The organism is Pseudomonas sp. ZS1P83 (genome assembly GCF_054897825.1).
Map to the genome: position 1 here is coordinate 4717197 of NZ_CM142706.1, position 22754 is coordinate 4739950.

At 60.4% G+C, this 22754-nt stretch carries 19 protein-coding genes and 1 pseudogene; 6 read left to right on the forward strand and 14 right to left on the reverse strand.

All coding sequences use genetic code 11. From position 1 onward, the window contains the following. Positions 1–120 precede the first annotated feature (120 nt). On the reverse strand, positions 121–903 hold the full coding sequence (locus ACYZT0_RS22330; protein ID WP_462043023.1) for a response regulator transcription factor: 783 nt from the start codon (positions 901–903) through the stop codon (positions 121–123). A 102-nt stretch (positions 904–1005) separates the two neighbouring features. After that, positions 1006–1476, reverse strand: a complete 471-nt coding sequence (locus ACYZT0_RS22335) for a prepilin peptidase (RefSeq protein WP_462043024.1) — start codon at positions 1474–1476, stop codon at positions 1006–1008. 74 nt (positions 1477–1550) lie between these two features. On the opposite strand from ACYZT0_RS22335, the gene ACYZT0_RS22340 reads away from it, so the two are divergent. Further along, positions 1551–1991 (forward strand): TadE/TadG family type IV pilus assembly protein, encoded by a 441-nt coding sequence (locus tag ACYZT0_RS22340; RefSeq protein WP_462043025.1) that lies wholly within the window; start codon positions 1551–1553, stop codon positions 1989–1991. Next, positions 1988–4741, forward strand: coding sequence for a PAS domain-containing sensor histidine kinase (locus tag ACYZT0_RS22345; RefSeq protein WP_462043026.1), 2754 nt, complete (start codon positions 1988–1990; stop codon positions 4739–4741). Before ACYZT0_RS22340 ends, ACYZT0_RS22345 begins: the two co-directional genes overlap by 4 nt. Here ACYZT0_RS22345 and ACYZT0_RS22350 read toward each other — a convergent pair. The 5 genes from ACYZT0_RS22350 to ACYZT0_RS22370 all read right to left on the reverse strand — a co-directional run bounded on the left by ACYZT0_RS22350 (position 4711) and on the right by ACYZT0_RS22370 (position 9201). Then, complete coding sequence (locus ACYZT0_RS22350; RefSeq protein ID WP_462043027.1) at positions 4711–6693, reverse strand: pilus assembly protein TadG-related protein; 1983 nt, start codon at positions 6691–6693, stop codon at positions 4711–4713. The genes ACYZT0_RS22345 and ACYZT0_RS22350 overlap by 31 nt on opposite strands. Before the next feature lie 214 nt (positions 6694–6907). Beyond that, entirely contained in the window at positions 6908–7465 is a 558-nt protein-coding gene (locus ACYZT0_RS22355) for a DUF4136 domain-containing protein (protein WP_462043028.1), read from the reverse strand. Positions 7466–7519: 54 nt separating this feature from the next. Continuing rightward, complete coding sequence (locus tag ACYZT0_RS22360) at positions 7520–8137, reverse strand: DUF4136 domain-containing protein (RefSeq protein WP_462043029.1); 618 nt, start codon at positions 8135–8137, stop codon at positions 7520–7522. 12 nt (positions 8138–8149) lie between these two features. Continuing rightward, positions 8150–8899 carry a methyltransferase domain-containing protein gene (locus ACYZT0_RS22365; RefSeq protein WP_462043030.1) on the reverse strand — a complete coding sequence of 250 codons (750 nt, stop codon included), beginning with the start codon at positions 8897–8899 and terminating at the stop codon, positions 8150–8152. Continuing rightward, positions 8899–9201 (reverse strand): MazG-like family protein, encoded by a 303-nt coding sequence (locus tag ACYZT0_RS22370; protein ID WP_462043031.1) that lies wholly within the window; start codon positions 9199–9201, stop codon positions 8899–8901. Before ACYZT0_RS22370 ends, ACYZT0_RS22365 begins: the two co-directional genes overlap by 1 nt. Before the next feature lie 261 nt (positions 9202–9462). On the opposite strand from ACYZT0_RS22370, the gene ACYZT0_RS22375 reads away from it, so the two are divergent. Both ACYZT0_RS22375 and ACYZT0_RS22380 read left to right on the forward strand, forming a co-directional pair. Then, a complete protein-coding gene (locus tag ACYZT0_RS22375; protein WP_109627794.1) occupies positions 9463–9756 on the forward strand; it encodes a hypothetical protein in 294 nt (97 codons plus the stop codon). 97 nt (positions 9757–9853) lie between these two features. After that, positions 9854–11203, forward strand: coding sequence for an MATE family efflux transporter (locus tag ACYZT0_RS22380; protein ID WP_462043032.1), 1350 nt, complete (start codon positions 9854–9856; stop codon positions 11201–11203). Here the strand turns inward: ACYZT0_RS22380 and ACYZT0_RS22385 are convergent. The 7 genes from ACYZT0_RS22385 to ACYZT0_RS22415 form a co-directional block, all read right to left on the reverse strand. After that, a complete protein-coding gene (locus ACYZT0_RS22385) occupies positions 11197–12072 on the reverse strand; it encodes an alpha/beta hydrolase (protein WP_462043033.1) in 876 nt (291 codons plus the stop codon). The genes ACYZT0_RS22380 and ACYZT0_RS22385 overlap by 7 nt on opposite strands. 16 nt (positions 12073–12088) lie before the next feature. Beyond that, positions 12089–12871 carry a DUF4123 domain-containing protein gene (locus tag ACYZT0_RS22390; protein ID WP_462043034.1) on the reverse strand — a complete coding sequence of 261 codons (783 nt, stop codon included), beginning with the start codon at positions 12869–12871 and terminating at the stop codon, positions 12089–12091. Next, positions 12868–14184 carry a contractile injection system protein, VgrG/Pvc8 family gene (locus ACYZT0_RS22395; RefSeq protein WP_462043035.1) on the reverse strand — a complete coding sequence of 439 codons (1317 nt, stop codon included), beginning with the start codon at positions 14182–14184 and terminating at the stop codon, positions 12868–12870. The genes ACYZT0_RS22390 and ACYZT0_RS22395 overlap by 4 nt, the downstream gene beginning before the upstream one ends. 233 nt (positions 14185–14417) lie before the next feature. After that, complete coding sequence (gene speA, locus ACYZT0_RS22400; protein ID WP_282376795.1) at positions 14418–16331, reverse strand: arginine decarboxylase; 1914 nt, start codon at positions 16329–16331, stop codon at positions 14418–14420. Positions 16332–16545: 214 nt separating this feature from the next. Further along, entirely contained in the window at positions 16546–16917 is a 372-nt protein-coding gene (locus tag ACYZT0_RS22405) for a translation initiation factor Sui1 (RefSeq protein WP_462043036.1), read from the reverse strand. 200 nt (positions 16918–17117) lie between these two features. Beyond that, a complete protein-coding gene (locus ACYZT0_RS22410) occupies positions 17118–17678 on the reverse strand; it encodes an NUDIX hydrolase (protein ID WP_462043037.1) in 561 nt (186 codons plus the stop codon). 3 nt (positions 17679–17681) lie between these two features. Beyond that, positions 17682–18749, reverse strand: coding sequence for a DUF2333 family protein (locus ACYZT0_RS22415; RefSeq protein WP_462043038.1), 1068 nt, complete (start codon positions 18747–18749; stop codon positions 17682–17684). Positions 18750–19035: 286 nt separating this feature from the next. Between ACYZT0_RS22415 and gcbA the strand changes: the two genes are divergently transcribed. Together gcbA and ACYZT0_RS22425 are read left to right on the forward strand one after the other, a co-directional pair. Then, positions 19036–20706, forward strand: a complete 1671-nt coding sequence (gcbA, locus tag ACYZT0_RS22420; RefSeq protein ID WP_462043039.1) for a diguanylate cyclase GcbA — start codon at positions 19036–19038, stop codon at positions 20704–20706. A 1492-nt stretch (positions 20707–22198) separates the two neighbouring features. Further along, positions 22199–22705 (forward strand): annotated as a pseudogene (locus ACYZT0_RS22425) (methyl-accepting chemotaxis protein); the annotation flags it as partial. Positions 22706–22754 lie beyond the last annotated feature (49 nt).

The window sequence follows — 22754 nt, forward strand, 5'->3', positions numbered from 1 at the left end:
AGAGCGAAACCGCCAGCGGCCGTTACCGCAGCAACGGATATGTACACCCAAATGAAATAGGTCGGCTGTCAGGCCGCCATCGCAGCGATGCGGCGACCCGACAAGCCAGCCCCCACATTGTTAGCGAGCAGTGACCCGCTGCCGCAACCCGGGATGACTGGGCGTCAAAGCAAGCGCTAACTGCGTCCGATTGTGCATATGCGTCAACCGCAACACCTGCGACACATAAAGCTTCACCGTGTTCTCGGTAATCCCCAACTCACAGGCAATCTGATAATTCGTCTGTCCCTTCCCCACCAACCGCGCCACCTCCAACTGCCTTGGCGACAGATGACTGAAAATCGCCGGAATCTCAACCCGATCCACAGCACTGACATCGTCATCAGGGGAAACCGACAACCGCGGCCCACGCCGAACCTTATCCAGATCCTGATACAGATCATCGATCGACTCGGAAAGATACTGCAGCTTCTGATTCAAATGCCCCAGCTGCACACTCTTGTTCCACTCCTGCAACGCCACTTGCTGACGCGCAATCCCGTCGAGCAACTCATCCAGATCAATCGGCTTCTGATAATAATCGGCAAACCCGGCCCGCAACGCCTTGATCACATCCTGTTTGTCTGCGCGCTCGGTGAGCATGATCGCCTCGAACGCCCGGTGCTTGCCGGATAGCCGCTGCAACGCCTGAACCAACTGAATCCCGTCCAGGCCGGGCATGTGCAAATCACAGAGCACCAGGCCGATCGCCTCGTCCTCACTGAAACGCTCAACCGCTTGCCGGCTGGACTCGCAAGGCACACAGCGATAACCGCTGCGCTCAAGAAATTCACAAAGCTGCTCAACGATCAACCGCTGATCGTCGACCACGAGGATTTTCATTGCCGAGGTAGGCTTGTTCACGTGCAACTCCCTGCTGACCGCTCCTGTACCGATAGCCACAGGCGGTACAACGACTGGTTTGAAAGTAGACGTACTTTGCGACTCTGTACATAGAACGGGCGACTAGTGAAACCAGGCGAGTGTGAGCAAAAGGCCCACCAGCACGAAGGGCGCAAAGGGCTGTTTCTTTGACATTCCAGGCCCCAGATATCGAAGACGATGCCTAAGCCCCTGAGACATATGAAGCCAGACACTTGGCGCCAGCAGCAGCCAGAGCACACGGGTCAATCCGGCGCCGATGAACACGCCGAGCAGGTGCATACCGTCCGTCGCCAGCCCCAGGGCGGTCATGAGTTTCACATCGCCTGCGCCCAGGCGTCTGAACGCATAACCGGGCAAGGTAAAGGCCAGCGCAAGCAAACACGCCCAACCGCCCTGCCCCGCTTCGGCCCCCAGCCAGGTGGTGCCTGTCCACAGCAGATAGGCCAGCGCCAACACTCCTGCGCCAAGGGTCAGGCCATTGGCGATGTGCCGTTCTCGAGCATCCTGTGCTGCGCATAGCGTCAGCCAGATCAGTAGGACAAAGCTCTGCATCCGTAAAAAACGTCCGTTTTGGCTGAATGATTCTATGCTGATATCACGTAGTGAATGTCAGGGTAGACGCAGTCATGAAAACAGGCCTCCCCCGCAAGCAAAAAGGCGCTGTAGCGATTGAATTCGCTTTGGTGTTCCTCATCTTTTTCGCCGTGTTTTATGGGATTGTCACGTACAGTCTGCCGCTGTTACTGATGCAATCGTTCAACCACTCGACCGCCGAAGCCGTGCGCCGAAGCGTGGCACTGGACCCGAGCACCCCCGGGTACGACACCGCGGTAAAAACCGTCGCCACCACGGAATTGAGCCGGCAACTGGCCTGGATTCCCGCCGCACTGAATTTCAATATCGCCACCGACGCCAGCGCCACCTACGTGGGCGGGGTGTTGAAGGTCAGCATCAACTACCCCACCAGCAAACTGCAGCAGGTCATCCCGTTTCTGAACCTGCCGGGGATTGGCCAAGTGCCCAATCTGCCGGCAACCCTCACCGCCAGTTCGAGCCTGCAATTTTGAGTTCCGCAGACAAACTCTTTGGCCGCCTGCTGAACCGCCATCCGCCTCAGCCGCTGGACACGCCAGACACCCTGAGCGTGCAAGGTGTCGGTTTGCAGGTGCATCTGGATGCCGAATGTCGAGTGATTCACCTGACCGGCCCGCTGCGGTATGTGCTGGCCCAGCAGACGCCCGCTGCACAAGCACCGCACCTAATCGATTTCCTCATGCCCCACAGCTGCCTAGCCGTTGAAGGCTCGCCTGCGGATTGGCTGGGACAGACGCTGGATCTGGATTTTTACAGCCTCGGCGGACAACCCCTGCACCTGCGCGGTTGGGTCCAGCCGTTAGCCGATGCCTGGCTGTTGCAGTTGCTGGACATCGGCGACTTGCTGCTCGAACGCCGACAATCGCGCAGCCGCGAGCAATGCCAGTTGCTCGCGGCGCAAATCGGCGAGCAGTTACGCCTGTGCAGCCTGACGCGCCTGCCCGAGGTGCTTGTGGAACAATTGCAAGGCCTGACCCAGCGCTTTCGCATTCCATGCGTCGCGGTGGCCTTGCTCGATGAACAGGAGGAAGGCTGGCAGATCCATCAGCATTACGCAGCGTTTGATGCGCCCCGATTGTGGCAAGACGCTCAGCGCCTGGGCACCGGCCTCGACAGCCTGAACGGCTCTGCGCCGCAACGCCTGCTCCCCGGTGAACATCCCCGTTTGCAAAGCACCTTCGGTAATGCCGAAGGGTTCGCGGTGCCCTATCACGATGCTCAGGGGGTGGTCGCCTGGTTGCTGTGTGGCTTTTATCCGGTGCAGCAACATGCACCTGATATGAATGATCGCGACTGGTTGCAGCTCGCCGCCGCGCTCGCGGGCCCGTTGCTGGAGCGCTTGCGCGAGCACCGACACCAACTGCAACTGGAGCGACTGGAGTCGTTGCAAGCCTTGCTCGGCACCGGCTGGTGGGAGGTGTTCAGCGACAGTCGCGAGGTGCAATTGGCGCCGTCGTTGGCCAGTAACCTGAGCCTTGCGAGCGCCCGATTGCCGCTGCACAACTGGCTTGATCAGGTGCATCCCGCCGACCGTGAAGAGCTGAGCAGTCGCCTGCAAGCCTTACAGGACGAAGGCACCCCGTTACTGCTGTGCGTGCGTCTGGCACAAACCCCGAACTGGTATCGCCTGCAGGGACAGGTCCTGGGCGTCGGCAAAAACCGGCGATTGGTGGGTTTCATGCTCGACATCAGCGACATCAAAAACCAGGAGCAAAACGCTGCAGCGGCCCATGCACGACTGGACAATCTGATCGCCAGTTCACCGGCGGTGATCTATGTGCAGCGCTATGTCGAAGGTGCGCTGCAGCCGACGTTTTTCAGTGACAGCCTGCTGCCGCTGCTCGGCTGGACACTGGCTGATTGCGCGGCAGGGACGTTGGTTGAAAGGGTTCACCCCGAAGACCGCGATCAGTATTTCGAGCGCACCCGACGCCTATTGCGAGAAGGTTCGGTACGTACCCGCTACCGGTTGCGCGACAGTCGCGGCGATTACCACTGGATGCTCGATGAAGCCAGACTGCTGCGCGATGACCTTGGCCTGCCGGTGGAAGCCGTCGGCCTGTGGCTCGACGTCACCGAAGCGACCCTGGCTGCCGAGCAGGTGAAACAAAGTGAAGAACGTTACCGGATCCTGGTGGAAGACTCGCCGGCGATGATCTGCCGCTACCGCCCCGACCTGACCCTGACCTTCGGCAACCGTCCGCTGGCGACGTATCTGGAGTGCCAGCCCGAGCAATTGCCAGGGGTGAATCTGGGCACCTGGATGTCGCAGGAACAGCGCGAAACGTTTCTCCAGCGGCTCGGCCAGCTAAGCCCGGAGTTCCCGGTCAGCACCGCGGAAATCAACCTGCAACTGCCGGGAAGGGAACATGCCTGGTGGGTCTGGTCGGATCGCGGGGTGTTTGATGAGGACGGTCGCTTGCTGGAGATTCAGGCCGTGGGCCGCGACAACACCGAGGTGCGCCGCGCCCAGCAGCAGCTCACCCAAAGTGCAAAAATGGCCACCCTTGGCGAAATGGCCACGGGGCTGGCCCATGAGATCAATCAGCCGTTGAATGTGATGCGCATGGCCATCGTCAATGTGCTCAAGCGCCTGAACAACGGCGATGCACAAATCGATTACCTGACCGACAAGCTCAACCGCATCGATGCCCAGGTCCAGCGCGCCGCACGGGTAGTGGATCACATGCGGGTGTTTGGCCGCCGCTCGGAGATCGAGCAGCATCCGTTTAATCCGGCGCAAGCCATCGAGGGCACGCTGTCGCTGCTGGCCGAAGGGATGCGTGGCAAAGGGGTCGATCTGCGGGTCAGCGACACCGGATTCGACGTGCAGGTGCGCGGTTATGTTGATCAACTCGAACAGGTGTTGATCAATCTGATGGTCAACGCGCGGGATGCGTTGCTCGGTAAACGCGAGGCCGACCGCGAGTTCAAACCGTGGATCTCGGTGTACGCCGAACATGATGCGCAGTCGGTACGGCTGTGGGTCGAGGACAACGGCGGCGGTATCGATCCGCGGTTGCTGGAGCGGATTTTCGAGCCGTTCTTCACCACCAAACCCGTGGGTGTCGGTACCGGGCTCGGGTTGTCGGTGAGTTACGGTATCGTCGAGAACATGGGCGGAAAACTGAGCGTCAGAAACTCGGTCGAGGGCGCACGGTTTTGTATCGAACTGCCGATTGCCGCCGACGATCAGATCACCAGCGTCGCTCGTCCCGAGTGACAACTGAGGTTGGCACCGACATCGACCTTGTTCAGATCAATCCCTAGGCTGACGAGCAAGGTGTTGATCAAGGTATCGAGCAAAGGGCTGAGCACGGTGTCAATCGCGTTGATCAACAGGGTTTTCACTGTACTCAGAACAGATGCCAGAACGCCGACCAGACTGCCCGACGGGCCATACATGTTGAGTTGGATATTTGTCAGGGTGTTGGTCAGGCTGCTGACGATGTTGCTGGTAGCGAAAGAATAATAGAACGGTGGCTGGTTGATTTCCGGCAGGTTACTGGCCGCCGGTGCGGAATAAACGTGGAGTATGTTGGCGTTCTGCGCCACGGTGGTGTCGGCCATGATGTCGAGGCCGCCACCGACTCCGGGGATACGCGGATTGCAGGAGATGGGCAGGAACAGAATCCTCAGACAGGTTTTCACCCCGATATCGATCACCTTCAACGGCTGCACCACTACCGCCGGTGGCGTGGTGTTGCTGCCGAAAGCGGTGGCTGGATCGATCTTGCCGATCTTCAGGTTTACCAGCGAAGTGCTGGTGTTGGTGGTCAGGGTTTTGTTGGTGGTACTGACGCAACTGTAGGCAGTGACATAGCTGTTGGCGCTGGCAACGTCCAGCGCCACGTCGATACGTATCGGTGGCGGCAGCACGATGATGTCGGGAGTCTGACAGGGCACGAGCAAGGCACAGGTCAGTGAATCGAGCACTCCCACCAGGTTGAGATTGAGCAAGGCGTTGAGTGTGTTGGTTAGCGGGCCTGCCAGATCAGCCACCGCATTGATCAGCGCCACGATGGAATTGAGCACCGGCAAGTCGATCGACAGCAATGTCCTGATCTGGGCAGTTCGCACATAGATGCGGTTGGGCCCCAATGGAGCCAGCGCGGCCTTTTTCGGATTGCCGATGGCTGACAGCTGCGGAGGCTCCAGCACCTGCACCCGGGCGGTGATTTGCGCCAGGCCCGCCAGATTGATCGGCAACGTCGCCACCAGGCCGTTTTTCTTGTTGGCCAGTTGCACGACAGCTTCGATCAGGTCGAACACCTTCAGATTGGTCGCCAGCGCCGAAATGTTGCTGCCAGTCTCGACGTGCAGCAGGTTACCGAGTACCACCGTCGTCGTGCCAGCCGCGACCTTGAGCGCCTGCAAACTCCCAATTGTCGCCGTCGCGCCGAGTGTGCCGCCAGGGTCCAGCACATTGACGGCGGTCTGGATCAGTTGGCTGACGGCAATCGTATTGCCCAATACCTGGTCATACCCGGCAGCGCTGAGGTTAAGGTCGACCTTCAATCGGTCAAGGTAACCGAGCAGGCTGATGTTGGTGTTCACCAGTCCGTTCCAGCCCGCCGCGTTGATATTCAGGTTGCCGCCCAGCAAACCACCGAACAGCGCGTTGAGCGTGGCGGACTTGCTGGTATCGACGCTCAGCGCCGTACTGCGGATGGTCAGCGAAGCCAGGGGTGGCGGTAATGCGGCCACAGCGGTGGCCGTCAGGTTAATGGTCGCTCCACGTGGGGCGCCACCGAACAGGGCGCCGACACCGCCGGCGAAACTCTGTTGGACCGGATGGCTGGCGATCACCCGAATGGCTTCGCTCTTGCTTGGGTCGGCGCCAAATACCCGAAGGTTATTGGCATCCAGGGTCAAGGCGCCGCAAGCGACCAGCAGATTGCGATTGGGGTCAGGAAGGGTGAAGCCATTACGGTTTGCGCTGGCGGTGGCATAGACGGTGGCGGTGTTGCCAGCAGCGCAATCACCCCCTCGGGTGGACGCCTCAAGGGCGGCCATGTCCGCAACGCGCTGCAGGTTGCGTTTTTCCAGGTACAAACGCCCGCTGTCGACCACGAGCAGCAAGAACATCAGGGCCATGCCCAATGTCAGCGCCGCCATCAAACCGATCGCCCCCCGTTGCCGGGAAGGGCTGCGAAACTGCAAACGGGAAGACATTGCGCTCTCCTTTGCCGGGCACAGCCGAGGGCTACTTCCATGGGTGAACAGCAGTGTAGACAAGACTTGACGGGGCTGCTGGCAACATGCCAGTGCAGACAACAAAAAACCTGTAGGAGCAAAGCTTGCTCGCGAAAACGGTCTATCAGTCACATCTTTTCTGGATGTGACGCCGCCTTCGCGAGCAAGCTCAGCTCCACAGGGTTGGGTGGTGTTATTTCGGTGGATAGTTGGCGAGGATTCGCCCGACTGTTTCACGTATCGCATTGGCGCGATCAGACGGATTCGGTGTGCTGCTGAGCATCTGCTCGTCACTGCCGCGCCACACCAGTTTGCCGTCCTTGCCATCGAGCAGGTCGATCTGGATGATCGCTACCTTGTAGCTGATGTTGCGGGTTTCGTTGTACATCGGCCCACCCCAGTAGCCATTCCATGGGCCACCCCAACCGCCGCCATAGTTAGTCGTCACTTGTTGTTGGCGCTGTTCGACGATCAGATAGGTTTGCACGCTCAAATCGCCCTTTTTTCCAGCAGCGACCGGACGCAGGCCACGCTGATCCAGCTGATCGGCCACGGATTGGCGGATGCGTTGTTCGGTCAGGTCGCTCTTGATCCGTGAGTCATCGGGCCGATATTGCAGGGCGGGTTCTTTCCAGCTCCAGCTGCGATAGGCGGCGAAGTCGCGGCTGGCATCGAAGTCATGATTGACCTGGTTGCTGGCGCAGGCACTGAGCAGCACGGCCACAGCCAGTAAAACGAGAGGGCGGAACATGATTTTTCTCCGGTTGAAGACATGAACCTGCGCAATGCTTCTTAACGACAGAAGCTAACTAGGAGGATACGCCGACATCGCCTTTTCCACAGCCTCCCGTATCGCATCGGCTCGCTCGCTCTGGCTGCCTCGATTGCTGGTTTCGGCGCTGGCACTCCACACCGGTTGACCGCTCTGAGCGTCAAACAAATCAACTCGCACCACCACGACCTGCTCCTGATAAGTCCGCACGATCGGCACGGTGTTGTACATGCCGTAACCGCTGCCATAGCGGTTATAACCACCATAACCACCGCCGCCGTAATCACCATAGTCGTCCCGAACCTGACGCAGGCGGGTTTCCAGGTGCAGGTCGGCGCTGACAAACAGGTCCGCCGGGCGATTGTCGTGCAGCGGGCGCAAGCCACGTTGATCGAGGGCATTGCTGACGGCTTCGGCGACCTGCGCCGAATCCGCCCAGGCGGTGCCTGGCGGCAGGCGTCCGTTGAGCCAGGCCCAGCTGCGGTAACGTCCGTAGTCGCGCGGCGGTGCCGGGTAGGCGCTGCGGTCAAAGGTGTTGGCCGCCTGAGGCGGCGCGGGTGGCAAGGGGTTGGATGACGCCACATAAGGATTGCTGCCCTGACAGGCCGCCAACCCGAGACAGATCACCAATAACCCCGATCGACTGTTCATTTCGTGCTCCGATCAGACCGGCCGACAGATCCAGTGCAAGTAGCGCCCAAGCCCGGCAAAACTTGGGTGACGACGGTGGGCCAGTTCCATTTCCAGCAAATCCACCAGTTCGGCGCGGGCCTGGAATTCCACCGGCATGTAATCGTGAAAAACCCGTACCCCGCTCTGGGTTTCGACCTGCCAAAGGCCCTCAAGTTGCGCCGCCAGTTCACGTGGATCAAGGGGCTGCTGCGGCGTCAGGCTTTGCTTTTCACCGGCCATGTCGTTCTTGCGCATCTTGCGAAAATGGCCTTTGAGCAGGTTGCGATAGATCAGCGCATCGCGGTTGTAGAAGGCCAGGGACAACCAGCCATCTGGCTTGGTCAATTGATGCAGCACGGGCAGGATCGCATGCGGTTCGGCCAGCCATTCCAGCACGGCGTGGCACAGCACCAGGTCGTAGGGTTCGGTGAGTTGGCCGAGCAGTTCCTGCCACGGCGCCTGTATGAATGTCGCTGTTTGCCCTGCATCGGCAAAGCGCTGGCGGGCGCCATCGAGCATCGGCTCGGCAGGCTCGGCCAGCGTGACCTCATGACCGCGCTGGGCCAGCCACAACGACATGTGGCCCAGGCCAGCGCCGATGTCCAGTACGCGCAAGGGTCGGTCTGGCAGGGTTTCGGCCAGGTCGGCCTGAAGCACCGCCAGACGGATCGCACCTTTGGCACCGCCATAGATTTTTTCGGCGAAGCGGGTCGCCAGCTGATCGAAATGACGGTCGCTCATCAGCTGAACCTCTTTTCGCTGTCCGCGAGCTTGCTGCGCACCACTTCATTCATGTCCAACCCCAACTCGCTGCACAGCAGCAGTAGATAGAGCACGATATCGCCGATTTCCTGCCCGGCATGGGCCAGTTTGTCTGCCGGTAACTGGCGCGACTGGTCTTCGGTCAGCCACTGGAAAATCTCCACCAGCTCGGACATCTCCACGCTCGCGGCCATGGCCAGGTTTTTCGGGCTGTGAAATTGCCGCCAGTCATTGCGATTACGGATGGCGTGCAGGCGTTCGGTCAGTTCAACAAGGTTCATCGGGCTCTCCTGAAGGCGTATAGCTTCGGGGGGATGACAGGGGAAGGCAAGGGGCGTTAACCCTGTAGGAGCCGAGCTTGCTCGCGATGGCGGTGGCACATCCAATATAAATGTCGCCTGTCACACCGCCATCGCGAGCAAGCTCGGCTCCTACAGGGTTCATCAACAGAGCTGGATCTTTGCGCCATACTGGCATCAGGGAACTCGCCCCAGTGATCGATGGCCCAAGCCTCAACCACTTTCATCAAGGACGCTCACGACATGCAGGTAGAAAGCTTTTTCGAATGGCTCGGCCAGGCACTCGGTTCGGTTATCCGTTTCATCGTTGACGGCCTCAGTGGCTTGTTCAATCTGTTGAGCCACGCCGGCAGCAACTTTGTCGAAGGGCTGTCCCGTGCGCTGGGCATGGACACGTCGATCATCAGCATCATCGCGTTGATTCTTGGGTTGATGCTGTTGTGGTCGGCGATTCGGGCGTTCATGAATGCGTCGATCATCATGGGGATCATTTGGTTGCTGTTGGGGCTTTGGTTGTTGAGCTGGATTATTCACTAGTGATCCGACAGGGACGCGGAGCGTCCCGGGCTGCATTCCCACGCAGAGCGTGGGAACGATCATGTCGCTACAATGCCCGCTCCCCGAAGGAGCCTGCATGTCCAACCTGATCGCCGACTGGCGCGACCGCCCTACCCATCGTCGAGTCTGGGCGCTCGCTGCCCCCATGATTCTCTCGAACATTTCCGTACCGCTGGTGGCGTTGGTCGACAGTACTGTCATCGGCCACTTGCCCCACGCTCATCAGTTGGGCGCCGTCGCGGTCGGGGCCAGCCTGTATACCTTTCTCGCCTGGGCCATGGGTTTTCTGCGCATGGGCTCCACCGGGTTCGCCGCACAGGCCGCCGGGCGTGGGGACGGCGCGGCGTTGCGGCAGATTTTGCTGCAGGGTCTGTTGTTGGCCATGGGCCTGGCCATTGTCCTTGGAGCACTGGGCGTCCCGTTGAGCGGCGTCGCACTGCACTTCATGCAGCCGTCGGCGGAGCTGGATCAGCTGACCCGCGAGTTTTTCCACACACGCCTGTTCGGTCTGCCGGCAGCGCTGGCCAGTTATGCGCTAGTCGGCTGGTTCCTCGGCACTCAGAACGCCCGGGCACCGCTGGCCATTCTGCTCAGCACCAACCTGGTGAATATCGCGCTGAACCTGTGGTTCGTCCTTGGGCTGGATTGGGGCGTGGTCGGTGCGGCCCGAGCGTCGGTGATCGCCGAATGGACCGGCGCGCTGATCGGCCTTCTGATGACCCGCAACGCCCTGCGCGCCTATCCCGGCCACATCGCCTGGGCCGCGCTGGCGCTGTGGCAGAGCTGGCGGCCGCTATTGGCGGTCAACCGCGACATTTTCATCCGCAGCCTGGCGCTGCAATCGGTGTTTTTCCTGATCACGGTGCAAGGCGCGCGGCTGGGCGATGCCACCGTCGCCGCCAACGCGTTGCTGCTCAATGGTTTGCTGCTAACCGCACACGCGTTGGACGGTTTGGCCCACGCCGTGGAAGCCCTTTGTGGACATGCCATCGGTGCTCGCGATCGAGGGGCCTTGCGCCGCTCATTGGTGGTGGCCTGCGGATGGTCGTTGCTGGCGAGCCTGGGATTTGCCGTGCTGTTCTTGTTCGCCGGGCATCTGTTCATCGAGATGCAGACCAACATTCAGAGCGTGCGCGACACAGCGTTCATCTACCTGCCCTACCTCGCCGCACTGCCGCTGATCGCGGTCGGGAGTTACCTGCTCGACGGGCTGTTTATCGGCGCCACCCGTGCCCGGGAAATGCGCAACGGCATGCTGCTGACGGTGATTCTGTTACTGCCGTTCGCCTGGGCGCTGCAAGGTTTGGGCAACCATGGGCTGTGGATAACGTTTCTGTTGTTCATGTTGCTGCGCAGCCTGACCCTCGGCGCGTTTGCCTGGTATCTGCACAAGAGCGACGGCTGGTTCGCAGGCAACGCTCACTGAGTCGGTGTGGCTTTGATGAAGGCCGTGACCTCATCCAGCACCGGAGCCAAACCGCGCATGGGCCGGGACAGCGTCGCCACCAGCGTGGCGTGGCTGGTGCGCGAGTAATACAGATCCTGCACCGGCACGCCCGCCTCGCGCAGTTTGAGCGCCAGACCGCCGGTGTTGCGGGCCGGGTTGACCAGCTCATCGTCGCTCGCGGCGATCAACAAAGCCGGCGGCGCGCCGCGACTGACGTGATTGATCGGCTGCGACTGCGGCGGTGAGTCCGGCCAGAAAAACACCGGACGCACCTCCGGATTTTTGATTGGCAGAAAATCATAAGGCCCGGCGAGGCCGATCCAGCCGCTGAGGTTGTGTGGCGATAAGCCCACCGCCCCCAGTAATCCGGGGTCCAGTGCCAGCATCGCGACGTTGTAGGCCCCGGAACTATGGCCCATCAGGTACAACCGCTGCGGATTACCAGAAAACTGCCGAATGTGTTCATGAGTCCAGGCTACAGCCTGGGCGCCATCTTCAAGGAACAGCGGATAACGCACCTGCGGATACAACCGATAGTCCGCCAGCACCGCGACTATCCCCCGAGACGCCAGCGCCTCGCCGACAAACCCGTAATCGCTGCGCGAACCGCTGTTCCAGCTGCCGCCGTAGAAAAACACCACGACCGGGGCGTTTTCCATGGGATGGCGCGGCACATACACATCGAGTTTTTGCCGCGGATCACTGCCATAGGCAATGCCCTCGGTCTTGTCGAAGGTTCCGTTGAGGGTTAGCACATTGAGCAACTTCAGTGGCGAACATGCCGTCATCGCGGCAAGTAAAACGCCGCCGATTGCCAAGCTGAACAGCCGCCGGAGTGTGCTCGCCATATGTCAAACCTCGTGTTCAGGGCTGATCGTTCTGCCACAGATTGCGCAGGTTATCGAGACGCTCCTGTTGGGTGAAGCCCGGCAACGGTAGCGCAGGGAACGCGCCGGGGTACTGCAAGCGTAGCCATAGCCAGCCATCGAGCACCCGACGTTCGCTGAAACCCAGCGCCAGCCCTTCCTGCACGTAGGACCACAGCGTGTGGTATTCGGTCCCGGTAGATTTGCTCCAGTGCCAAGTGTGCTGTTCCAACACGCAGGTTTGCAGTTTTTCCCGATGACGAGGGCTGAGGTTTTCTTCAACCGCCAAAGGGCTGACGGCAAGCCTCGGGTTGACCAACTGTTGCCAGCCCTGACTGCCGGCTGCGCGGTCGGCCCAGGTCCCGCCAAACCAGCGCAACTGGCTGATCGGACCCAGCCAGCGGCTCAGTTCCAGCGCATCGCAAGCATCAAAAAAGTAACTGGCGGTATGTGGGTTGTAGTAACTCAACAAGGCCCGGTGATGCGAGTCGAAAGTGACCGTGAGCATCCGGCGCAAATGCGCCAGCAACTGCGACGACGACGTCTCACTGGCGACCAGCAAGCCTCGCCAGAATGGCGCTTCGCTGTGGCACAACCCGGCCAGCACAGGGCATGTCCGAAGGTCGATCAGGGCCGGTCCATGTTCACGCAATGCATGCCACTCAGTGCCTTCGAACAACCAGAACCACCCGGCATGCGCAAACTTCTGTTGCAGTGTGGCCCGAGCCTGTGGCGCACCCGGTACATCCAGCAATAGCCATTGCGGGGTCGCGGCGATCATGCCGCACCGCTCTGGCCAAACCGCAGCGCCGCCCGGCAGGTGCAAAGCGTTTGTGTGCAATGGCTGAAACTGCCGCCACCGGGCAGCAGGCACAGCAACATCAAGGGCTCGCCCGATTGCAGCCACCCCTGCAGGCCTTCAATGGGCGGGCAATCATCAGTCGTGACGGGTGTTCTAGCCTCTTCAACAAGCTTTGGCATGTGAATAAACCCGGCGATCAACGGCTTATCCGGATCACCCTCGATAAAGCTCACCACGACCTCAGCCCCCTCACTCAACTGCGTGACTGCCGCGCCCCCCAGTTCAGCGGCCAACGGCAGCCAACAGTGACTGGGCGCCGCACCCTCGCCCTGATAGAGCCAGTCAAATTGCACGGCAACCGGTCTGGAGGCATCGGGCGGCGATTCATCGATGTCGACCACCCAAGCCCGTTGCAGGCTGTGCATCGTTGGTTTCGCTGCAGAGTGAGGCGATACAAAAGGCACCTCCCAGTGAACCGCGCGGATCTGGTTGCTGTAGTGGGCCATTGGATCCTGGCTCCCCTGATGCTCGACATGGGTCAGCAGCCAGAGATGATTCCAGTCGGCAATCGGATGGCCGGACAGCGGCATCAGCTGACCGCTGCGCAGTGACGTCAGGTCCGTACGACCTTCGGCATTTTGCGAAGTTCGTCGCCCGCCCTGGAGCGCGAACTGGCGCACTGCCGGTTGCTCGCTCTCGACCTGGAAGCGTGCATGTTCACCGAGGCGAAAATGCCCCTGACCCTCACCGAAAACCACGCAGCTCGCGTCCGCACGGTGTTCGAAGTGGTAATGAAGCTGTTCCTGGGCACACAAGCGCTGGAGAAACTGCAGATCCGATTCCCGGTACTGCGTACAGAAGTCACGGGGCGGGTAATCGCCACTCAACTCGAAACGCCGATCCTTGCCGGCAATGCCGTGTTCCTTGAGCACCTGATCAAGGATTTGCGGTACCGAGCGGGCGCTGAAGATTCGCTGACTGAAGCGCAGGGAAAGGCAAGCCAGCTTCGGCCTCAGACGTATGCGGCAAAGCCTGACAGCCGGGTGATGGTCGTGCTGGACAAGTTCATGCAATTGTCCGTGGAAGCCGTTTTCCGCAGGCCCGACGTGCAAAAAAGCCGGACGGTACAGCAGGCTTGCAAGGTCGAGTGTCAGGTCATCGATGAGCAGGTCCACATCGAACACAAAAGGCTCGCTGATGGCTTCTCGACCGGTAAACGCCAAGACCTCAAAGGGGTCGGGCAGACCCTCTACATCCAGACGAAATGACGGCTCGTTGACTGGATCGAACATCGGCGATTCTCTACAGGAGGGGCGGCAGGCGATTCTCTCCGAGAGAGTTGGCCGAGTAGAGTGCCGAAGTACAACTTAGGAAATGGCCTACGCGAAAAGAAGACCACATCGCTTGGATGGCCAAGAATGTGAGTCATCTCGCGTGAAATCAGGGAGGCGTCCCACCAGGTCATCTGAAATTTCCGCAGCGAGCGGTACATTTTCAGACAACCTGATGAGAGCGGTGCCTTACCTCAAGAAGACAGGTAAGACGAACGGGTCAGGCCCAGCCGCAGAGCATCGAGGAACTGGGTGCGCTCGGCGGCGGTGATGCGCGCACTGGCGCATTTGTCGCGGTAGTGGGTCATCAGCTCTTCCGGCGACAAGTGCACGTAACGCAACATGTCCTCGATGGTGTCGTGGGTTTCGATACCCGCGTGGTACACGCTGCCGTCGGCGTTCTGGTAGATGTTCACCGAATCGGTGTCACCGAACAGGTTGTGCATGTCGCCGAGGATTTCCTGGTAGGCGCCGACCAGGAAGATACCCAGCAGGTAGTCTTCGCCTTCGTTCAAACCGTGAACCGGCAGGCTGGTTTCGATGCTCTGCTCGTCGACGTATTGCTTGATCTTGCCGTCGGAGTCGCAGGTCAAATCTTGCAGCACGGCGCGGCGCAGCGGCTCTTCGTCGAGACGGTGCAGCGGCAGGATCGGCAGCACCTGACCGATGGCCCAGGTGTCCGGCAGGCTCTGGAATACCGAGAAGTTGCAGATGTACTTGTCGGCCAGCTTGTCGTTGAGTTCGTCGAGCACCTGACGGTGGGAACGCTGACGGGCCTTCAACGAGTTGTGCAGGCGACGGCACACGGCGAAGTAGCATTGCTCGGCCAGGGCTTTTTCTGCCAGGGTCAGTTTGCCATCGGCGTACTGGGTCGCGATGTCGCTCATGTAGTGCGTGGCGCGCCAGTAGGTTTCGGTGACCATCTCGATGTCGGTCGGGCCCAGCAGGTCAACCAGCCACTGCACGGTTTCCGGCAGCGCTTCCTTGTTCTCGATCTGCGGCACGTCGTCGTTGTGCTTCTCGACGTCGGTCACCTGCACCACCAGTATGGCGTGGTGAGCGGTCAGGGAACGACCGCTCTCGGAGAAGATGTTCGGGTGCGGCAGGCTCTGCGCGTCGCAGAACTCCTTGAGCATCCCGACCACGACACCGGCGTAATCGTCCATGTCGTAGTTGATCGAGCTGGCGTTGCGCGAGTGGGTACCGTCGTAGTCCACGCCCAAACCGCCGCCGACGTCGATGTGGTCAACCGGCAGGCCGAGGTTGCGCAGTTCGCCGTAGTAGCGAATCGCTTCCTTGAAGCCGTGCTGGTAGTCCGCCAGGTTGGCGATCTGCGAGCCCATGTGGAAGTGCAGCAGGCGAATGCCCTGATCCAGGCCGGCCGCGCGGAAACGCTCGACCACCGACAGCAGTTGCGCCGCCGACAGACCGAACTTGGATTTCTCGCCGCCGGTATCTGCCCATTTGGACGACGCCAGGGACGACAGACGCACGCGCAGGCCAACCTGAGGCTTGACCTTGAGCGAGGCGGCTTCTTCGATCACCAGCGCGACTTCGGATTCTTTCTCGATCACGATGAACACGTTGTGGCCAAGCTTCTGGCCCATCAGCGCCAGACGAATGAACTCGCGGTCCTTGTAACCGTTGCAGACGATGGTGCCACCCTTCGGTGCCAGGGCCAGCACGGCCAGCAGCTCAGGCTTGGAGCCGGCTTCCAGGCCGATGGACACGTCCTGGGTCGCGATGATGTTCTCGATCACCGCTTCTTGCTGGTTCACCTTGATCGGGTACAGCGCGGTGTACTTGCTCTGGTATTCCAGACGCTCGATGTTGGCGTCGAACGCGCCGGTCAGCTGGCGCACGCGGTCTTGCAGAATGTCAGGGAAACGCACCAGCAACGGCAAGGACAGGCCGCTTTGGCGCAGCTGGTCAACTTGCTCGAACAGGTCGATAGGCGAACTGGTCGGACCGTTCGGACGAACTTCGACGCGACCGGCGTCATTGATCGCGAAATACCCGGCCCCCCAATGGCGAATCCCGTAAACACTGCGGCTGTCCGCAACTGTCCATTGGCTGCCATCGTCTTTGCGTGTGCGTCGTACGGACATTGAAGTCCCCTATAAAGAAGTCATAGAGCGTCGCCTGGGTTCAGGCCGGCGCAGTCTAAAGAATGAAAATGACGGTTCGTCAACGAGGGGATAGACCTCGCTGACCGCAGTGAGTTTAGAAACCGGTCAGAACAGGCTCTGTGAAAACCATGTAGACGACGCCAGACCTGCTGTCAGGACTGGATCAAGCCGAGGGTGGTTTTCACAGAGGCTGCTAGCCGCCGGACTTCTTCGCTTTGAAACCGTGTTTGATCAGCTCGGCCAAGAGTAGCTCGACATGATCGCCCTGGATTTCAATGATTCCGTCTTTCAGCGCCCCGCCGGTCCCGCAACGTTTTTTCAACGTGGTGGCCAGGTCCTTGAGCGCCTCTTCGGGCAACGGCACGCCCGTGATGGTGGTCACCGTCTTGCCGCCACGCCCCTTGCTTTCGCGACGCACACGAGCGATGCCGTCGCCGGCCGGGATAACGGTCTGTTGGCAGATGCAGGCATCCACCGGTTTACTGCAATCCGGGCAATGACGACCTGCGTCAGTGGAAAATACCAGGCCACCAAGGGCGGCGAAGGATGCGGCTTTTTTGGCCACCGGCAATCCTCTTGGGAGGACAAAGACTGGTCGCGGCAACTTGGTCAAGTGCCATCGACCGCGAAGCCCCACTCAGGCAGGGGCAGCGCTACTGACCGGACGCCCCTACAAAAGGAGTGCCGGTTCAGTTTGAAAAGGTCGCGCAGTGTAACGGCAAAAAGCCGACTTGCTAAGAGCCAATCGGCGCCAATTTAAGCCTCTTATAAGACGTCCGCCCCACGGGCCCGAAGATACCGCTTCAACGCGGCCAGAGAATCCGGGCAATAAGGCTTTTGCTGGATTTCCAGCAGGACCTGATCGACGGGGATAAAGCGCGCTTCCAGGACTTCTTCGGGTTGCAGGATCAACGGGCCGTCCCACACCGCCGAAAACGCCGAACACCACAGTCGATTGCCGGTGTCTTCGAAGTAAAAGTGATCATGGGCGGTCAGTTCCACACCGCTCACGCCCAGCTCTTCTTCCAGCTCGCGGGCGGCCGATTCGGCGTAGGTTTCGGTCGCAAGCACCATGCCCCCCGCCGCCACGTCCCAGAAACCTGGATAAATGGCTTTGCTCAGCGTGCGTCGATGCACGCAGAGTTCACCGGCGCAATTGAACAGCATGATGTAAGTGCCGCGCCCGATCAGCCCGCGTTCGCGCAGGTCGGAGCGGACCAAGGCGCCGAGCAGGTTGTCCTGCTCGTCAACCCAGGCGATCTGTTCGGCATCCGAGGCCGCGCGATGGGCGGCCTCCCGCATGCTATCGACGGAGCTATCAACCATGACTCAGCCCTGATTAAGCAATTGACGCAAATCGATCACTGCGGCATTGGCCCGGGAGATGTAATTGGCCATGACCAGCGAGTGGTTGGCCAGCACGCCGAATCCACTGCCGTTAAGGATCATCGGGCTCCAGACCGGTTCTTGCGAGGCTTCCAGCTCACGAATGATCTGGCGCACGCTGACCGTGGCGTTCTTCTTGGCCAGCACGTCGGCGAAGTCGACTTCGATGGCGCGCAGCAGGTGGGACAAGGCCCAGGCCTGACCGCGAGCTTCGTAGAACACATTGTCGATCTGCATCCACGGGGTTTCGACGATCTCCTCGTCAACCTGCGGCACCTGACCTGGAGCGACGACTTCAGTTTTCAGCGCGGTGTTGAGCTTGACCCGGCCAACACTGGCCGACAGCCGTTGCGACAGCGAACCCAGACGGGTGCCGACATCGCCCAGCCAGTTGTTCAGGTTGTCGGCGCGGGCATAGAACAGCGCGTTTTTCTGCGACGGATCGGACAGGCGCGCCTGATAACGGCTAAGGGAATTGATGCCTTCCTGGTACTCGGACTCGCTGGATGGCAGCACCCAGCTCCTGTTGTCGAAGTTGAAACGCGGCTCGGCCTTGGCCAGATCGGAGTCCTCGGCAGATTGCGATTGCGAGCGGGCGAAGTCTTTACGCAAGGCACGCGTCAAGTCACGGACCTGGACCAGCACGCCATATTCCCAGCTCGGCGTGTTGTCCATCCACAGGCCCGGTGGAAAACGGTCGTTGGAAATATAGCCGCCCGGTTTCGTCAGCAAAGTACCGGCGACGGTCTTGAGGGTTTCGACCGTGGTGTAGCCGATGACCATTTGCTTGCCTTCTTTCTCGGCGGCCATCTGGGCATTCTGCTGAACCGGGAACAGCGCAGGTTCCTGGCTCCAGTACCAGCCCAGCGCAATAGCCACCAGCAAGTAAATGGCAATCAGGGTGGCCAGCGCTCGGCTGAACAACAGGCCACCCAAGTAACTGCGGGTGGCCGATTTCGGTTCAGCGGCACGTTCAGGCGCGCTGCCCGCGCGGTTCTTCCAGTCCAGCATGGCGATATCCTTTCAATCACTTGAGTTCATCGGTTCGACCACAACCCTATCGCATCGTGCCTCATTTGCCGCGCATTAATCCTGCATAAAACGGCTACCGCACAATGACCGGGATCGAGGGCCACTATAAATGAAGCACAGCGCCGAGCCTATTCGACCAGTCGGTCATAAACTGAATAGCGTCGCTTTGCAGTTTATTGACGTGCGACACTCGTGTAATTGAAAAGTGGTGCTAGCATAGAGCCACCAGTCGATCTCAGCATGCACCCTAACTAGTAGTCAGGATATGACCGAGCCAGAAGACCCCAGCCGTGAGCGCCTCAAGCACCACTTTGCCCAGCGGGTAATTCATCAGGCACGTCAAATTCTTGAGATATGGCAGCGCCTGCAATGCAGCGAGTGGTCCACCACCGACTTATCGGAACTGAGCGAAGCCAATCTGCGCCTGCTGCGTTTCGCTGAGCGCTTCGAACAACCTGAACACGCTCAACTGGCGCGCCACATCGGTCAGTCGCTGGAGGCTGTCAACGCCAATCGCGGACGCTTGAGCAGCGGACTGATCACTGATCTCAATCGCTTGATGCAGCGCCTGTCACGCACCGGCCTGCGCCATGGGGATCAGCTCGACCAAACCTTTCTGCCGCCCCTGCGCAAGCCAATCTATGTGATGCTGCAGGATTACGACCGCGCCGAGCGCCTGGTCAAGCAGCTAGAATTTTTTGGGCTCAGCGCTCAAGCCCTCGACAGCGTTTCGGCGTTCCGCTCCTCAATGGTCGAGCGCTTACCTGCGGCAATCGTCATGGACGTGGACTTCAGCGGCCCCGGCATCGGCCTGAAACTGGCCGCCGAAGCACAGGAAGGCCTCGACCACACGCTGCCCTTGTTGTTCTTCAGTCTGCACGAAACGGATACCCCGACCCGCCTCGCCGCCGTGCGCGCCGGTGGCCAGGAATTCCTGACCGGCACCCTCGAAGCGTCGAGCCTGCTGGAGAAGATTGAAGTCCTGACCTGCGTCGCCCAGTACGAACCTTATAAAGTGTTGATCATCGACGACTCCCGCGCCCAGGCCTTGCACACCGAGCGCCTGCTCAACGGCGCCGGGATCGTCACGCGGACCTTGATCGAACCGATCCAGGCCATGGCCGAGCTCGCGGACTTCCAGCCGGACCTGATCATCCTCGACATGTACATGCCGGCCTGCACGGGTACTGAATTGGCTAAGGTGATCCGTCATAACGACCGTTACGTCAGCGTGCCGATCATTTACCTGTCCGCCGAAGATGATCTGGACAAGCAGCTCGACGCCATGAGCGAGGGCGGCGACGACTTCCTGACCAAACCGATCAAGCCGCGACACCTGATCACGACCGTGCGCAACCGCGCAGCACGGGCACGCAATTTGAAATCGCGGATGGTTCGCGACAGCCTCACCGGGCTGTACAACCACACGCACATCCTGCAATTGCTCGAAGACTGCAGCTTCCGCGCCCGCCGCGAGAGCAAGCCGTTGAGCTTCGCGATGCTCGACATTGACCACTTCAAACGGGTCAACGACAGCCACGGCCACCCTATGGGCGATCGGGTGATCAAGAGCCTGGCGCTGTTTCTCAAGCAGCGCTTGCGCAAGACCGACTTCATCGGCCGTTATGGCGGTGAAGAATTCGCCATCGTCATGCCGGACACCGATCTCGAATCGGCCCACAAAGTGCTCGACGAGATCCGTAGGCGCTTTGCCGAGATTCACTACCCGGCCCAACCGCAGGACCTCTGGTGCACGTTCAGCGCCGGGGTGGTGGAACTGTGCGAAGACTCCGACAGCCTGATGATGGCCAGCCAGGCAGACGAAGCGCTGTACCGCGCGAAGGACGCCGGACGCAACCGCGTTCAGGCCGCGCGGACATCAAAGCAAAGTGCCACCTTTTCATCGGAATCGACCCATTCAGTCATAACCCTGTAACAGAAACGCAATAACTTCAGGCGCTTACCATTCTGCCGTTGGTAGACACGCAATGCGCCTGAAGCTGCTGACCAATCTCAATACCCTCCTTTTAGTCGCCGTGTGCGTGGCCCTTGGCGCCACACTGTGGTGGTCGCAAAAGGCTCTGGAGCGCCCCTATTTATTGATGGAGCGTTACCTGGGCTTGTCCCAGCAATTTCAAAATGAAGTCGCGCGTAACATCGAGGACTATCTTGCCAGCGGCGATGCCCTGCGCCTGAGCAGCGCCAGCCAGGCCATCGACGGCCTGCAAAAAGAACTCGGCGACTTGCCGCCGGCATTGGCCGACACCTTGCGCCCGAGCCTGTCGAACCTGGAAGAATTCAGCAAAACCGACCTGCTGGCGGCCGGTAAACTGGCCGGTGATCCGCAAGCGCTGTTGCTGCAAGCCGAACGCGAACTCGGTGCCAGCCTCGATCAACTCAGCCAATACGCCAGCGCTAACGCGGCGTATCTGACGCCGCTGCTCGCGGCCTCCCAGCACTTGGGCAAACTGTCTCTGGCCCGGGACAAACTGGTCAGCAGCGGCCGCAGTGAACTGGCCGTCGATGTCGAGCGAGAAGTCAGCAACATCCGCAGCCAGGCTGAGCTTCTGGACGCCTTGCCGCTGCTGGGCGTGACGAGCAAAAGTGAATCGAACACGGATGATTTCGCGGCGATGATGGGCCTGGAGAACACCGAAAAAGCCGTCGCCGAAGAGGCTGGCGTCGGCCTCAAACGTGAACTGAACAGCCTCCTCAGTCGTTACCCGGCCGAACTGGCACGCACACGCGACCAGATCCAGAAACGCACCGACCTCAGCGCCGCCACTCACCTGAAAATCGCCGCCGTACAGCAGGCCATCGCCGGGCTGGAACCGGTGGTTCGCGCCCAGCACGGACAGATCCAGGGCGAAGTGCGGCTGATGCAAGGGGTGATGATCGGCCTGATCCTGTTGATCGCATTGCTCATCGACACCCTGCAACGACGCTTGGCCCAAACCCTGACCAACCTCGCGCCAGCCCTCTCGACCTGGGCCGAGGGCGACTTCAGCAGGGACATTGAATTGGGCGCAACCAATCGCGAATTGCATGACATTCAAGCGTCGCTCAATCGCTTGCGCGCCTATCTGGTCGACTTGGTGGGGACCATTCGTCTCAACGCCGAACAGGTCGCCGGTAGCAGCCGAACGCTGGCCGAGTTGAGCAATGACCTGCACAGCGGCGCCGAACATCAGGCGGGCGACACGGCGCTGATCCGCGATTCTCTCGGCGAACTGGAAGCGACCATTCAACAAGTCGCCGGCGATGCCAGCCAGGCTGCCGACGCCAGCCGCCATGCCGGACTGGCGGTGGAGCATGGGCAGAAAGTCATCGGTTTGAGCCTCACCGGCCTGCATGCGCTGGTGGGTGAAGTGCAAGGCAATGCACAGATGATCGAGCACTTGGCCGAGGAGTCGGCGACCATTGGCGGCGTGCTGACGGTGATCCGTTCGATCGCCGACCAGACCAACCTGCTGGCCCTGAACGCCGCCATCGAAGCGGCCCGAGCCGGGGAAATGGGTCGAGGATTTGCGGTGGTGGCCGAAGAAGTTCGCTCACTGGCACAACGCACCGCGGGCGCCACCGCAGAGATCCAGACGTTGATCGCAGGACTGCAAACCGCCGCACGACAATCAGTAGAAGGCATGCGCGCCCAGGTCGAACACGCCGAAGCCACCGCCAATCAGGCCCAGGCCGCCGACGGCGCACTGGATAAAATCGTCGGGGCGATCCAGACCATTTCCGACACCGCCGTGCGCATCGCCGATGTCACCGCCCAGCAGAGCGGTGCCGTCAGCGAAATCCGCGATCACAGCGAACGGATTCACCAATTGGGCGGGGATAACTTGCTGAGGATTGGTGAGGGACGCGTGCAAGGGGAGAATTTGTTGGTGCTGGGTGGACGACTGCATACCGCCGTCCAAGCCTTCCGCGTCTGATAGTTTCTCTTACGTAATGATCGTTCCCCCGCTCTGGGTGGGAATGCAG